This is a genomic window from Stygiolobus sp. CP850M, from assembly GCF_037389425.1.
In the GTDB taxonomy this organism is placed as follows: domain Archaea; phylum Thermoproteota; class Thermoprotei_A; order Sulfolobales; family Sulfolobaceae; genus Stygiolobus.
The window spans coordinates 68294-81639 of record NZ_JBBHKR010000052.1 but is presented as its reverse complement, the minus strand read 5'-3'; the positions used below and the strand labels follow the sequence as shown (position 1 = coordinate 81639).

13 protein-coding genes are annotated in these 13346 nt (G+C 38.8%); 5 read left to right on the top strand and 8 right to left on the bottom strand.

The window, feature by feature from the left end; translation table 11 throughout:
- Window positions 1-101 precede the first annotated feature (101 nt).
- A complete protein-coding gene (locus WIW89_RS05445; protein WP_337720026.1) occupies window positions 102-1211 on the top strand; it encodes an MFS transporter in 1110 nt (369 codons plus the stop codon).
- Here WIW89_RS05445 and WIW89_RS05440 read toward each other — a convergent pair.
- From WIW89_RS05440 to WIW89_RS05420, 5 genes are all read right to left on the bottom strand, one after another.
- Window positions 1180-2124, bottom strand: a complete 945-nt coding sequence (locus WIW89_RS05440) for an acyl-CoA thioesterase (RefSeq protein WP_337709967.1) — start codon at window positions 2122-2124, stop codon at window positions 1180-1182. The genes WIW89_RS05445 and WIW89_RS05440 overlap by 32 nt on opposite strands.
- A complete protein-coding gene (locus tag WIW89_RS05435; RefSeq protein WP_337700321.1) occupies window positions 2102-2494 on the bottom strand; it encodes a hypothetical protein in 393 nt (130 codons plus the stop codon). Before WIW89_RS05435 ends, WIW89_RS05440 begins: the two co-directional genes overlap by 23 nt.
- Before the next feature lies 1 nt (window position 2495).
- Entirely contained in the window at window positions 2496-4316 is a 1821-nt protein-coding gene (locus WIW89_RS05430) for an ATP-binding protein (protein WP_337720025.1), read from the bottom strand.
- Window positions 4309-5397, bottom strand: a complete 1089-nt coding sequence (locus WIW89_RS05425) for a DNA double-strand break repair nuclease NurA (RefSeq protein WP_337720024.1) — start codon at window positions 5395-5397, stop codon at window positions 4309-4311. The genes WIW89_RS05430 and WIW89_RS05425 overlap by 8 nt, the downstream gene beginning before the upstream one ends.
- Before the next feature lie 65 nt (window positions 5398-5462).
- Window positions 5463-6779, bottom strand: coding sequence for an FAD-dependent oxidoreductase (locus WIW89_RS05420; RefSeq protein ID WP_337720023.1), 1317 nt, complete (start codon window positions 6777-6779; stop codon window positions 5463-5465).
- Window positions 6780-6833: 54 nt separating this feature from the next.
- Here WIW89_RS05420 and WIW89_RS05415 point away from each other — a divergent pair, with 54 nt between their 5' ends.
- Genes WIW89_RS05415 through cysS form a run of 3 tightly spaced genes read left to right on the top strand, consistent with a single transcriptional unit; the run spans window position 6834 to window position 9593 of the window.
- A complete protein-coding gene (locus WIW89_RS05415) occupies window positions 6834-7274 on the top strand; it encodes a hypothetical protein (protein ID WP_337720022.1) in 441 nt (146 codons plus the stop codon).
- On the top strand, window positions 7267-8193 hold the full coding sequence (locus WIW89_RS05410) for a bifunctional phosphoglucose/phosphomannose isomerase (RefSeq protein WP_337720021.1): 927 nt from the start codon (window positions 7267-7269) through the stop codon (window positions 8191-8193). The genes WIW89_RS05415 and WIW89_RS05410 overlap by 8 nt, the downstream gene beginning before the upstream one ends.
- Window positions 8190-9593, top strand: coding sequence for a cysteine--tRNA ligase (cysS, locus tag WIW89_RS05405; protein ID WP_337720020.1), 1404 nt, complete (start codon window positions 8190-8192; stop codon window positions 9591-9593). The genes WIW89_RS05410 and cysS overlap by 4 nt, the downstream gene beginning before the upstream one ends.
- Window positions 9594-9629: 36 nt before the next feature.
- On the opposite strand, the gene WIW89_RS05400 is transcribed toward cysS, so the two are convergent.
- Both WIW89_RS05400 and WIW89_RS05395 read right to left on the bottom strand, forming a co-directional pair.
- On the bottom strand, window positions 9630-10898 hold the full coding sequence (locus WIW89_RS05400) for a Glu/Leu/Phe/Val family dehydrogenase (RefSeq protein ID WP_337720019.1): 1269 nt from the start codon (window positions 10896-10898) through the stop codon (window positions 9630-9632).
- 122 nt (window positions 10899-11020) lie between these two features.
- Complete coding sequence (locus WIW89_RS05395) at window positions 11021-12298, bottom strand: hypothetical protein (protein ID WP_337720018.1); 1278 nt, start codon at window positions 12296-12298, stop codon at window positions 11021-11023.
- A gap of 60 nt (window positions 12299-12358) precedes the next feature.
- Between WIW89_RS05395 and WIW89_RS05390 the strand changes: the two genes are divergently transcribed.
- On the top strand, window positions 12359-12787 hold the full coding sequence (locus WIW89_RS05390) for an NUDIX hydrolase (protein ID WP_337720017.1): 429 nt from the start codon (window positions 12359-12361) through the stop codon (window positions 12785-12787).
- Window positions 12788-12801: 14 nt separating this feature from the next.
- Here the strand turns inward: WIW89_RS05390 and WIW89_RS05385 are convergent, their stop codons facing one another.
- Window positions 12802-13323 carry a hypothetical protein gene (locus tag WIW89_RS05385; protein ID WP_337720016.1) on the bottom strand — a complete coding sequence of 174 codons (522 nt, stop codon included), beginning with the start codon at window positions 13321-13323 and terminating at the stop codon, window positions 12802-12804.
- Window positions 13324-13346 lie beyond the last annotated feature (23 nt).

Sequence of the window (13346 nt, the reverse complement as noted above, 5' to 3'; positions counted from 1 at the left end):
TATAAAGAGGGCTATAAACTCCATATGAAATATGAAGGGCGAAAGGATAATGAAATTAAGCCCTACATCTTTTAGGTTTATCACTCCTAGCTAAAAATATCGTGAAATTATTCATAGGTCAGGCGTTTATTGTTGCTGGGATTACAATGCTCTCCCTTCTTTACCCTATCTCTCTATATAACGAGACACATTCAACAGCTTTACTCGGTCTTAGTATTACACTGAATAACTTAGCTGTTGCAACAGGTTCCTATGTATGGGGACTTCTTTTAGACAAGAGTAAGGAGAGATACTTTTACACTATATTACTTCCACTAAGTGGTTTGTTGATTTCATTTATAATATTTAGGACACCATTCGGCCTCCTAGGCTACTCTTTAGTAGGGTTTATCTCGGCACTTGATTCTCCTTTATACTCAATTATTCTCTTAGAGCAACTAACGCCTGAAATGATTGTTGTAGGCAATTCTAGACTTTCCCAACTATCATTAGCTGGAAATATAGCAGGTAGTATTCTTGGTGCGGTTTTACCTCATTTCGAAATTCCCTTAGTCTTATTTGCACTTGGTACCGCGATAAATGCGGTAGTCATCCCGCGTTATAAGGGTGAAATAAGGGAGGATAAAAACGAGAGAATAAGAGAGTTTAAGATACTGCTAAAGCCCTTAATATCATTCTCCATGTTCAATCTTTCTGCTGAGATTTTCTACGTTATGTTCATTCCTCTCCTTACGATCTATAAAGTACCTTCTTGGACTTACTTTCTCTCATATACTGCATTGTACATTGTGGACGAGTACGTTTATTACAGATCACCTCAGATGGTAAAGGATAACGAGTTGTATTATGCTTTCTCAGTGATATCATTAAGGTCATCGATAGTTCTAGTGCTGGGATTCTTAGTGTTTTTCTCTATAAACTTATCCTACGGGATAATGCCAGTGTTTCTAGTATTTGGTTCTAGCTACCCTCTTTACAGTACAGCTTTCTTCTCACTTATGTTCAAGAACTTAAGTAAAAACAGAGGTGCTATAATAGGATTGTTTAACGCAGGGGAAAACTTAGCTAGTGCTGCTGGTAGTATACTTTCAGCCATCGTAAACCCTCATTCTATTTCACAAGCATATTTCATATCTTTCTTCGGTTTTGTAATATCTTTCTTTATGTTTTATGATTACGTCAGTAGTGTGAAAGTAGCTTCTTCCGCCTGAGTAAAGCCTCTTCGAAGATCCTTTTTTCCTTATCGTTTTGTGGCGTATGGGGTTTCAGCTTTACCGGTTTTCCAGAGTTGTCTATCCTGACGTAGTTAAAGTAGGCGGTAGTTACGTGTTCTTTACTCATGTTTTCGGGGTCCACCCTAATCACGTTTATAGTAGTCTCGAGGGAGGTGTTTCCCACGTAACTAATCCCAGCCCTCATTTCCAGAATGTCTCCCAATCTGACTGGAGTGTAAAAACTCATACTATTAGCAGAAACAGTGACTACTGTATCACCCTTTCCATACCCCTCATAACCTATGTAGTTTAGACCTAAGGCTCCGCCCAAGTCGTCCATTACTTTAAGCATCTTTCCGGCGGATATTATCTTACCGTTATAAGTCATATCCGGGGTCACGTAGATTGTTGATACAAGTCTATAAGTCAGTCCCTCTGTTGGGTCGCTCACGTTATACCTTGAAGACGTGTCAACTTTTCTGTTTTTCCTTCTCTCCAATGCAATTTCGTACTTTTTCTTCTCTTCCTCATTATCAGGTTGTATTTTCTTATCAACAACTGTTGGTCTGAGTAGGTCGTCCACTTTAACGTAAACTCCAGTAGCTTCCACTAACGTTTCGTCCCCCTTTACCGCTCTCATACTTACTTCCATTGATGTATTCCCTACATAATCCGTTTCAGCTTCAACTGTTATTATGTCGCCTAAGAGGATAGGTTTCTTAAAGATGACATCGTCGAGAGAAGCCAGTACGGCTAATCCTTTAGCTACTTTCATCGCCGATAACATCCCTATGTCGACGAGAAAGTTCAGCATATCACCCCCGTGTAATCTGCCCATGTAATTTGTGTTTTCGTAATGAATGACTTTAATAGCCGTTACTTTGGTGTCAGAGATTTTTAAAAACTGCATCTGTTATCTCATCTACTACTTTCAAATACTTCTTATCAATTTTACTGTAATCTAACACATAGTCTCTTAGCTGATCTAGTATGTTCCTCCAATTATTCTTTATATTTTTAGCAACATCATCAGGTAAGCTCTCCAGTTCAACTCTCTTTTCAGATGCTGAGAAGAAGGGTAGATACTCGTCTTCGGATAAGCTTATTATAGCAAGCCCTTTTCTATCTAAGATATACTCGTGAGTCCCTTTTCTGGCCAAAGAAATCCCGATATCGTCCGTTGGTGGTATTAATTTCATCAGAGTTTTAAGGAATTCTATAACAGATTCTTTGTCTCCTTTAGTTTTCATTTTCTTTATGACTAATTCCAGCTCTCCCATCTCACGTCGCCTTTGACAAGTCGTAATGCCCAAGTGGTGGTGGAACTGGGACTTTTATCTTCACCTTTCCCTCCCTAAGCCAAGGGGAGATTAAATAGGCTACCCCGTTTTTCTCCCAGCTAAGAGTCTTAGCTTCACTTCTTGATAATCCCATTGCCTCAGCTACTTCAGCTTTTATCCTGAATATAACTTTTGTGTTTGCCAATTGGACAATAATATCAGATAAATCCGCAGGATTATGTGTTGAAAATATAAACCCTATCTTTCTCCTCCTCCCTAGTCTCATCATCATTGCTATTTTTCCTGCTACCCTCCTGACGTAGTTTGAGTCTTCTTCTCCTCCCTTTACGGAAGGGAAGAACTTATGAGCCTCATCAATGATGAGTATTATTCTATCCTTCAAGAGTCCGCTCTTCATTTGTTTTTCTCTAACATCAAATATCTTGTCGAGCATGTAGTAAGTAAGAATTTTCTGTGAGAAATCGTCTATTTCGCTATTATACAAATCAAATACTAGAATTTTCTTACTATTGTTTAGGAGGATGTTCGATAAGGGCACCCTCTCAGCACCTACATCGAAAAGGCCAGTCTCCTTAAGTAAGTAAAGCCCCCTCAAGATGTTTTCCTTCGTGCTCTTATGAATGCTTATATGTTCAAGATCCTCTTTTTCGAAACCTTCAATGAGGTCTGAGAGCGATTCGTACTTTCTTCCTTCCCTCTTCATCAAGATCTTAAGGAACTGCGTTGCTTGCTCTGAGAAGTATGGATTAAGCCTAGGTAGTATACGCCTAGCTTCCTTAAACCTGAAGTAAAAAGGATAGATCTCGGTCTCAGCTTTCCACTCGCTATTTGATATTACTATTCTCCCCTTATCTACAGAAACGTAGAACGTATATCCTTTTCTCTCTAAGTATCTCACTATGGGTTCCACATATAACTTATAGTAGGCCGTGGTGATAGATAAGAGGTCTTTTTTACCGTTAGTGTATTTTTTCAACCACCTTTTTGTTATAGGGTAAATTATCCCGAGGTCTATACCAGTCATTCGTGAGTAGAGTGACTCGAACATGCTCACGCTCTGTTTCACAGTCTTATTTGTTCTATCTGGAGGAAGAAAAATGTGGTAATAATCACCGGTAGCATCGAATATTAACGCTCTAGTATCATCGGCAGCCTTGTAAATCCCGGCTATTAAGTCCTTAACAAATGAGGTTTTCCCAGCTCCGGTAGTTCCCAAAAGTAGCATGTGATAATTTAGATCGTCTAAGCTTATTGCTACTTTGACTTGACTAGACGGGTTATCTAAGTAGCCGAGTTTCAATAGACCTCTGTTAGTGTCCAGAGATCTTTCTATTATTTCTGGTTGAGGGATTATGACGGGGGATTGAGGTTCTATTACTATGTCTGCAGCCTCAGGTTCTGTAGATTCTAATACGTTTACCTTGGTTAACATTTCGCACTTTACAACTACGTTTGAGATCAGTGAGCCAGGCTCTTCTTCACCAGTATCATTCGACGAGATTATTGGAGATTCTGAAAAAAGCAGGGACGAAACATCGCTCCTCTCATAACCAACGACCCTAAGTAATACGAAATACAAGGACTTAATGTCAACAGCACCTAATAACACCCCCATTTTGCCGAGGAATGGGTATTTATAATAAGTCGGGGCGTCTATTATTACATTAGTAATGTAATTCTCTTCATCAACTTTATTCGGGATACTTCTCGCTACTCTTCCGACTATGACTCCTAGGGTTATAGCTAGGGCTTTAGCCTTTTCTATCTTGTCTTTGATAGTGTTGGAAATGTCCTCAGACAACGTTTAGCACCTCGAACTTTCCTCTGAAGCTCTCTTGTAGTCCTATGCGTTCAAGTGAGAATGCTATGTAACGTAATATTCCCGAAGAAAGTTCTTTTGCTGTTTTGTCGGCTAATGCTAAGACGATGGGTATACCGTCTAGTGTAAATTTTAGTGACGAGATTCCCTCTACCGCATCTCTAGTGAATGACTCAATTCTCAAAAAAGAGAACTTAGGAACGTATTTGTGTATCGGGTAAATTAAATAATTTACGTATATTTTAACTCCTTCAGTTACCTCCTTAATTAGAGGACCTACACTTAATGTAGGATAGGGAGGAGTGTAGTTAAACCTTACAAGTTGAAATAAGAAAGCCTCATCTGAGATGAACCCTCTAGGATCAACCTTATATTTCACTGATATTTCCTTGGATTTGGAGGACAAGGATTTAACCAACAAGTCGGATTTATCGAGCCTCTTCACTACTCCTATGTAGTTTTGATCTAAGACTTTAACACGTTCTTTTATAATATTATTTCTAACTTTTTCCGGTAGGAACGTATAAGAGGGAAAAAGAGGTCCATCTACGATAATTAATCCTTCGTTTTTCAACTTCTTCAAAGCTTCGGTTTCAAGGATCGCTCTCAACTCTGTTTCTACTCTCTCTGGCTCAGTTGTTGACTGAAAGGGTGTTCCGTCAAGGGAGACGGTAGTTACGTATTTTGATGAATATAAATATGCGTTTATACCCTTGGAGAAAGAAGAAGACGCAAGGGCTATAAAAGGCTTGTTTAAATCGAGGTTACTTATTCCGAAGAGTCCAGGGTAAGCGCCGTATAAGGGTTTGGATAATGAAGAAACCCCGAGTGTTACTATGCTGATTATTCCTCCGGCGGAAGTTAAACTCCTGCTACTGCTGTCAACAGCAAAGACTTCTCCGTTTAATTTCCTAGGTGTTATCTCTGTCAGGATATCATTAGAAGCTAAAGTAGCTGGGCCCTCAACTAAGGAGGGGTTTACGCTATATACATTAAAGTACTCCCTAATGTATTTTTGTATTACCTCGTCAAGTATTACAGTAAGTTCATAAGTATTACTCATGCTTTGATTAACTTAATTGACGAAATATTTAAATATGGCGTATTACCCATGGGTATTACCTCTTCTCAATCTTTCATTATCTTCCTTATTGCTACGATGACTGGATCCCATACTCTTGATATTGCCGGTAGGTAACCCATTTCTATGAAGAACGTATCTTCGATGGTAAACCCTTTCATGATTGCAGCTGCCATCATGTCGATCCTCCCTAGTACTTCTTCTTCACCCACGATTTGAGCCCCTAGAATCCTCTTAGTTTCCTCGTCGGCTATGACTTTCACATGAATGTCTTTTGCACCGGGATAATACCTAGCTCTTGTCTTTCCGGTTATTGTAGCAGAAACTGGGTGAAACCCGTACTTTTTAGCTTCTTCTTCCTGAAGTCCTACCCTACCTATGTAATACTCCTTGTACTTCGTAATTTGTGTGTTAACGACACCGGGAAATTTCATCGGCTCCCCCCCAATATTACTACCAGCTACGTAACCCATCTTGTTCGCAACCGGAGCAAAAGGAACCCAGTGAGGCTTTCCCGTTACTATGTTAACGCTTTCTGTGTTATCACCTGCTGAGTAAACTTCTCTATAATTCGTTCTCATGTACTCGTCTACTTTTATTGCCCCTGTTGTTCCAAGTTGGATTTTGTCTTTTACCAGATCTACGTTAGGTTCTACTCCTATTGCTATGATAGTACCGTCCACCTCGTATTTTCCCTTATCTGTAATAATCAATCTTCCGCCTTGTTTGATCTCAGTAACTCCCTCTCCAAGTCTCAACTCAACGTCCCTTGAAATTCTTTCCGTGATAAGTTTTCCTAACTCTTGGTCTAGACTCTTATTTAACAAATACTCGCCACGATGTATGAGGAGTATTTTTTTACCCCTCTGTGTTAAAGCCTCTGCAGCTTCGACACCCAATATTCCTCCCCCTATTATTGCGATAGTGTTAAGAGACCACAGCTTTTGCCTTAAGCTCACAGCTTCGGCCGGGTGGTGAATATAGAACACTCTGTCGTTCCCTTCACTCGGCAGCCTTTTCGGTTTAGACCCAGTGCTTATAACTAAATAATCGTATTCACTTTTCATTTTACCGTCTTTCCCTTCGGCATACACGACTCTGGAACTCAGGTCTATCTCTGTCACTCTTGTATTGATTCTCACGTTGATTTTCCTGTTTTCAATAAAGAACTGGGGGGTGTACGTCATAAACAAGTTTTCGTCATCAAATAATCCTTCAACGAAATAAGGAATTCCGCAAGGGGCATGGCTTACCATTTTCGTAGCTTCGAAGACCTCTATCTCTATTTGTGGCTTTAATCTTCTAGCCCTACTTGAAGCACTCATCCCAGCTGCTCCGCCACCTATTACGACTAATTTCTCCATATTATCTATTAGATGAAGAAAGACCTTTTTATACTGTATCTTGTAATATCATTTATGGAGAAAGCTCTACTCTTCGATAATTTGATTAAGAAGTTAGATGAATTAAGTGCAACATCCTTGTCGTTTAACGAGAACGAGGTAGTTAAATTCCTAAAGGCTGAAACGAAGAAACAAAGGGACTTGCTAAAGAAGTTTGAGGATTCTATATCTTCGCAGAAATGGGACGAAGCCCTTGCTAGTTTTATACTTTTAACCCAAAGGATCAACATAATATTTATTTACATATTTCAGCCGGCTAACATCTCGTTATTAACAACGGAGAGTAAAGTATCCCCCTACATAGAAGAGTATATTTCATTAGCTTCCTTAGTAATATCCTCAGGAGTTTTAGAACTGAGACCAAATCTTAAGAAGATAGGAGTCGAAAGTATAAATGCCTCTATAACAGCAAACCCACCATCAATAAGTCTTAGTATGGTGGTAAAAAGTGAATAACTTTTATGAAAGATGGGCTGACTTTTTCTCCGATGCACTAAACAGTCAAGTTCCTGAATTAGGAAACTCCGAAAAGTTAGCCTATTTCGGTATAGGAGGAAGCGGAATACCTGGAGAAGTACTGAAACTTCTTCCCTTACCTGTCCCTTACGAGGTATTTAGGGGATATAAGGTAAAAGTAGATGAGAAGACTACAGTCTTTGTTGTGAGTTATTCCGGAAATACTACGGAGACGCTCGTTGCATTGAAGGAGGCAGAAAGACAAGGAGTAAGAAAGTTAGTGATTATAACTAGCGGAGGAAAAATGTTAGAATATGCGAAAGCAAAAGGATATCCTTTTTTAATCCTTCCTGGAGGTCTTCAGACCAGGTACGTATTCCCTTACATTTTCACTTATCTTATTAAACTAATAAACAACACTTTAGGTGTGGGGTATAAAGAAAGGGAGCTTTTAGAGGGAGTTACGGAGAGTCAAGCCAAGGTAAAAGAGATTGCAACTGGCCTTGCTTCAAAAATTAAGGGTAAGATCCCAGTGTTTTACGCTTCTGATTTACTACCGATAGCTGAAAGGTTTAAGCAAGAGGTAAATGAGAACGCGAAATATCCAGCTTTCTTCTCTCAACTACCCGAAGCGAACCATAATGAAATAGAACTTTATTCTGAGAACTATCCATTTCAGTTTCAGCCAGTAGTTTTCCCTTCAGATATAATTGACGAGAAGACGGCTGAGCTAATCAATGCAATTATTATAAGACCACTTTATTCTTCACCTTTAAAAATTATCTCAAGTATGTTTCTATTAGCTGGTTTTACATCAGTGAAATTGGCAGAACTTATGGGATTAAAGCCAGAGGAGTTAAGGTTAATTCCTAAAATAAGGGAGATAACATATAAGGCATTTGAAAGGGAGTTATCATGATTAAGATTTTCAACACTATGGGAAAAAAACTAGAGGAACTTCAAACAGTAGAACCGAATACAGTTAAGATGTACGTATGTGGTCCCACAGTTTATGACTACGTTCATATAGGTCACGGTAGGACTTTTGTAGCTTTCGATGCGATGGTAAGATACTTAAAGCTAAGGGGGTATAACGTAATAAGAGTCCAAAACATAACTGACATTGACGATAAGATAATTAAGAGAGCTCAAGACACGGGTAAAGATTGGACTGAAATAGTAGACTTTTACCTAAAGGACTATATTGACGCTATGAGTCAGCTTAAAGTAGAAATAGATCAACATCCTAGGGTTTCAACTCATATTAAGGAGATAATCGAGTTCATCCAAGGGCTTATTGATAAGGGTCATGCATACGTAGCTCCCAGTGGTAGCGTGTATTTCGATGTTGATACTTTTCCCAGTTACGGTCTTTTATCGGGGACGAAAAAGGAGGAGTGGAATCAGGGAGAAGAATTCGTGAAAGAGAAGAGACACCCGTACGACTTCGCTTTGTGGAAAGCTTGGAAACCCGGTGAGCCTTATTGGGAGTCTCCATGGGGGAAGGGTAGACCGGGATGGCACATAGAGTGCTCTACAATGTCTACGAGGTATTTGGGAGAGCAGTTTGATATTCACGGTGGTGGGGTAGATCTAGTTTTCCCCCACCATGAAAACGAGAGGGCACAATCTGAAGCATTATTGGGCAAAACATGGGTAAAGTATTGGGTTCATGTATCCTACCTCACCATCAATAAGGAGAAGATGAGTAAGTCTTTAAAGAACATTATTCCCTTGAACGAGGCAATCAAGAAATGGGGAACTAATACTCTCAGGTATTGGTTTTTGACAGCCAAGTATAGGAATACAATAGATTTTAGTGAGGACTCACTTTCCCAAGCATCCACATCCCTGAGGAGGTTAAAAGACGCAATGAGTGTATTAAGGGGGATCATAAAGGATGGACCAAAGTATTACTCCAATGACGAGCAAGTTAAAACCCAGAGAAAAATCATCAGCCTTATACAAAAGTTCCACGAAGCTCTTAGCGAAGACTTTGATACTGCAACAGCACTATCTTATATCCATGAAATAGCTACCATAGTGTTTAACGAGTTACAAACCTCAGAAGATTTCATGGGGGCTATGTTGGCCTTAGACGCGTTTAGGCAGTTTAACTATGTTTATGGTGTTATGGATGAAGAGTTTAATCTAGCTTACGACAATTTGAACAAGGTTATTGACGCTGTGGTCGAGGTCAGGAATATACTCAGGGCAAAGAAGATGTATGATCTTAGCGACCAGATCAGAGATGTATTAGGTAAAGCTGGGATAAAATTATTGGATTCGAAAGATAAGACCACGTGGAGGTTCGAATAAAAAGAATTTAAAGTTGCTACGTCATTACCTTATTATCTAAATCATTCCTCTTACCTTCATAGCATTTACTACTCTTTCAACAGCTAAGGCCATTGCAGCCATTCTGAGGTCTTGGTCTCCGAGTTTGTCATACATGCCATAAACACTGTTAAACGCCTTTTCCATTCTAGATACTATGAGTCTTTTAGCCTCTTCTTCTTCCATAATTTCTCCCATCTTGTTGTTTGCCCATTCCACGTAACTACCTACTACTCCTCCTGCGTTAGCTAAAATATCGGGGACTACTGGTATTCCTCTGTTTTTCATAACTAGATCCGCATCAGCTGTCAGAGGTCCGTTAGCACCTTCAACTATCATTTTAGCCTTTATTTTATCAGCATTGAATTTATGAATTACGTTTTCCAGTGCAGCAGGTATTAGGATGTCACACTCTGAAGTAAGAAGCTCATCGTTTGTTACCTTTTTCCCAGTAGGATAGTTGATTACAGAGCCAGTCTTCTCCTTGGTTTCTATGATTTTATTAATATCAATTCCGTTAGGGTCTATTACCCCTCCCTTAGAGTCACTTACTCCTATAATTTTAGCTCCCATGTCTTGCAGGAATTTAGCAGTAAAACTACCGACATTTCCGAATCCTTGTATTATTACTCTTGCACCTTCTATACCACCTATAAACTTTGATGCAGCTTCTTTAGCCACGGTTGCTACACCTAATCCAGTACTGTAGTTTCTGGTCGCCAGTCCTCCTAACTCCACGGGCTTACCAGTAAAGGTAGCATAGTCAGCTTTTCCGGTTATTTTTATGTATTCATCTATGAACCACGCCATTGTTTGAGGATTTGTATTAACATCCGGGGCTGGAATATCTATGTCACTACCGATATATTTATATAATGTATCAATATATCTTCTAGATAACATTTCCAATTCTTCTAATGAAAGTTTACCTGGATCGACCCTTATTCCTCCTTTTCCTCCACCATAAGGTAATAAGAGAAGGGAGTTCTTCCATGTCATCATCATCGATAATGCGATAACTTCATCCTGAGTCACGTTAGGATGGTATCTGATTCCTCCTTTATATGGACCTAACGCACTATTGTGCTGGGATCTCCAACCTATAAAAGTCTTAACTTTGCCGTCCTTTCCCTTGATCTCTATCTTGACTTGAATAACCCTCTCTGGTTGAGATAATGTTTCTAAAACATCTTGTGGAAGTCCTAAAATTTCGCCTACTCTATATAGCTTTTTTACTTGTTGGTCATAAAGGTTAGAAGTAAGAGTGGTTTGAACAGCTTCTGTCATAACACTTCATGATTCTTTCTCTATTAGAAAATTTATTTTTTTGCAATAGAGGCATATAAGCTTATGATTATTAATGTAAAACATAAATGATAAATCATTTGGTTTTAAAAAAGATTAATACTTTATCTTTGTCTTAACACAACTATTAACGCTGAAATAACTACCGATATAATCACGGTGATTAGTATAGCGGTTGGCAGGTTTACAGGCTCATACGGTAATGTAGTATATAAGGGCTTGGTTAGAGTGGGATATTGAGAATCTAAACTTACGTATTGATTCGATACTAAACTGAACATTACTGTAATGTTCTTGAGACCTACGGAGTATACGCTTTGTTGTAATAACGTTCCGTCGCTAGAGAAGTAGACGTAAAGTATTACTGATCCTTGCGGAACTGAAGAATTTTGATAATATTTATACAGATAGGCTTTTACGTCTGTACCATTAACGGTTTTGATATAAGTAGTGTTTATAAGCGTTAAGTTCACTCCCTTCCATATTATTGTACTATTACCTACATTATTTACGAAAGTCAGTTGCTCCTTATAGTATGGTGCAAAAACGGCGACGAAGTTAATTGGCTGAGGTATGTTTCCTAAGTTGGCCGGAACTACCAAACTTCCTTGCTGAGGATATAGTAAGTAGTTTATCTGGACTAAGTAGTCACCAACTTGATAGGGATAATATACCTCTAAATAGTATTCAGGCGTTAAGCTGTCAGTTTCAAAGTTGTTAATGTATTGAATATAAAGGTAAGGTTTCCCGATTCCTTCTAGAGAAGGAGCATTAAACGTTATATTAACGGGATTAGAGTAGGACACTAGCCACATTGTGATTTGCGAACCGTTTTCACTTGAATAACTTGTATTCGCAATAAGACCGTTTTTCAAAATTACGTAATATTGTGAATAAGTCTGGTTGAAATATACTATATACGCTGACGCTGTCACATTCTTATTCATTATAGTAACGTTTTTGGGCCCCACATACTGGAGATCCCATCTCCCTTCAGTGGTGTTGAGTCCGTATGTGTTGTTAAATTCTAAGAAAGGTGGAATGAAAGGGTAATGAAGGGAGAACAATTCGCTAAATATATTAACGCTAAAGCTACCTGAACCACCAATCACATAGCTCATATTTTTAGTGAAATTGCCGCTCACACTTACAGATAAAGTAGTATTCTCTATTGACGTGACTTCGTAATTAACACTAAAAATTGTAGTAACATTGGTTTTGTTCAGAGTCTTTTGAGCTACTACATGATAAGTCAAGTCTTTATATATTGTTAATGAAGGAATTTGGACTGTTTGGTAAGGTTCAGCTGTAGTAGCATTGCTTATGATAGCTATGGGGGCAAGAAGAATTAACGCGAGTAGAAGTACTAAATAACCTTTCATCACATTACACGAGTATACAGTATATATTAACTTTTATCCAAGGTAGAATTTTTAATCTCTATGAATTTGCCTAAGATAGCTGTCGGATGCGTGATATTTGACTCAGATAGGAAAGTATTACTAGTAAAGAGGAAACACCCTCCTAATCAAGGCTCTTGGGCTGTTCCAGGAGGTAAGGTAAATTTTGGCGAGTTAATTGAGGGAGCGTTGAAAAGAGAGATGAGGGAAGAAATATCTGTAGAAGTGAGACCCAAAGAATTGATGGCTATCGTGGAAATTATTAAGGAGGGGTTCCATTATGTGATATTGGACTTCGTTTGCGAAATCACTAACGGTGAGGTAAAGGCTGGTTCTGATGCTGAGGATGCAAGGTTTTTCTCTATAAATGAAATGAAAAAAATTTCTATAAGTCCAACTACATTAGAAATGATAGAGAAGTATTTAAAGGGGGAGAAGACCCCGTTGTGGATTGTAGAGCGAGAAAAATGAGGATTTTTTATCTTCTACAATTCTCCGTTTATTGTTGTATAGATTACATAGGCGATAGTAACAAGGGCAATTCCTATATTAATGACCCTTTCGAGCTTTTCTGGAACGTAGTGTAATGAGACACCCACAACAAACATTGCGATCGTTGATACTAGTATAAACAATGCTACATAAACAATTCCTATCAGAAGTGTAGTCTCTGAAGCTAATACAGCCACAACTACCTTTGAAGGAGTTATTGCAAATGCTCCCTGCAGGACTCCCGAACCTTTGGGTGATATTTCAAATTCCTTTCCTATGAGCTCTCCGTATATTAGGACAATTGCAAAGATAATAGCTATTATATCACCGGCTAGTATTCCGTAAAACTGGAAATGATTAAAAAGTAAGATTAACGGTATGGCAATTATTGCGAAACCAACACCGTGAGAAGCACCAAAAGCTAGATAATCCTTAGTACTGTTCATCATCCTCATGGTAACTATGTGGTCAGGCTCTAATGAGTGAGTTACAGCGAGAGTTATGACCAAACCCATAATGAGAAAGCTTAGAGGCATTT

Excerpts from the sequence above, each read along its gene's own strand:
- WIW89_RS05420 (WP_337720023.1), bottom strand. The coding sequence starts at position 6,779 with ATGGAGAAATTAGTCGTAATAGGTGGCGGAGCAGCTGGGATGAGTGCT.
- WIW89_RS05400 (WP_337720019.1), bottom strand. The coding sequence starts at position 10,898 with ATGACAGAAGCTGTTCAAACCACTCTTACTTCTAACCTTTATGACCAA.
- WIW89_RS05425 (WP_337720024.1), bottom strand. The coding sequence starts at position 5,397 with ATGAGTAATACTTATGAACTTACTGTAATACTTGACGAGGTAATACAA.
- WIW89_RS05415 (WP_337720022.1), top strand. The coding sequence starts at position 6,834 with ATGGAGAAAGCTCTACTCTTCGATAATTTGATTAAGAAGTTAGATGAA.
- cysS (WP_337720020.1), top strand. The coding sequence starts at position 8,190 with ATGATTAAGATTTTCAACACTATGGGAAAAAAACTAGAGGAACTTCAA.
- WIW89_RS05390 (WP_337720017.1), top strand. The coding sequence starts at position 12,359 with ATGAATTTGCCTAAGATAGCTGTCGGATGCGTGATATTTGACTCAGAT.
- WIW89_RS05440 (WP_337709967.1), bottom strand. The coding sequence starts at position 2,124 with ATGCAGTTTTTAAAAATCTCTGACACCAAAGTAACGGCTATTAAAGTC.
- WIW89_RS05385 (WP_337720016.1), bottom strand. The coding sequence starts at position 13,323 with ATGGGTTTGGTCATAACTCTCGCTGTAACTCACTCATTAGAGCCTGAC.
- WIW89_RS05435 (WP_337700321.1), bottom strand. The coding sequence starts at position 2,494 with ATGGGAGAGCTGGAATTAGTCATAAAGAAAATGAAAACTAAAGGAGAC.
- WIW89_RS05395 (WP_337720018.1), bottom strand. The coding sequence starts at position 12,298 with ATGAAAGGTTATTTAGTACTTCTACTCGCGTTAATTCTTCTTGCCCCC.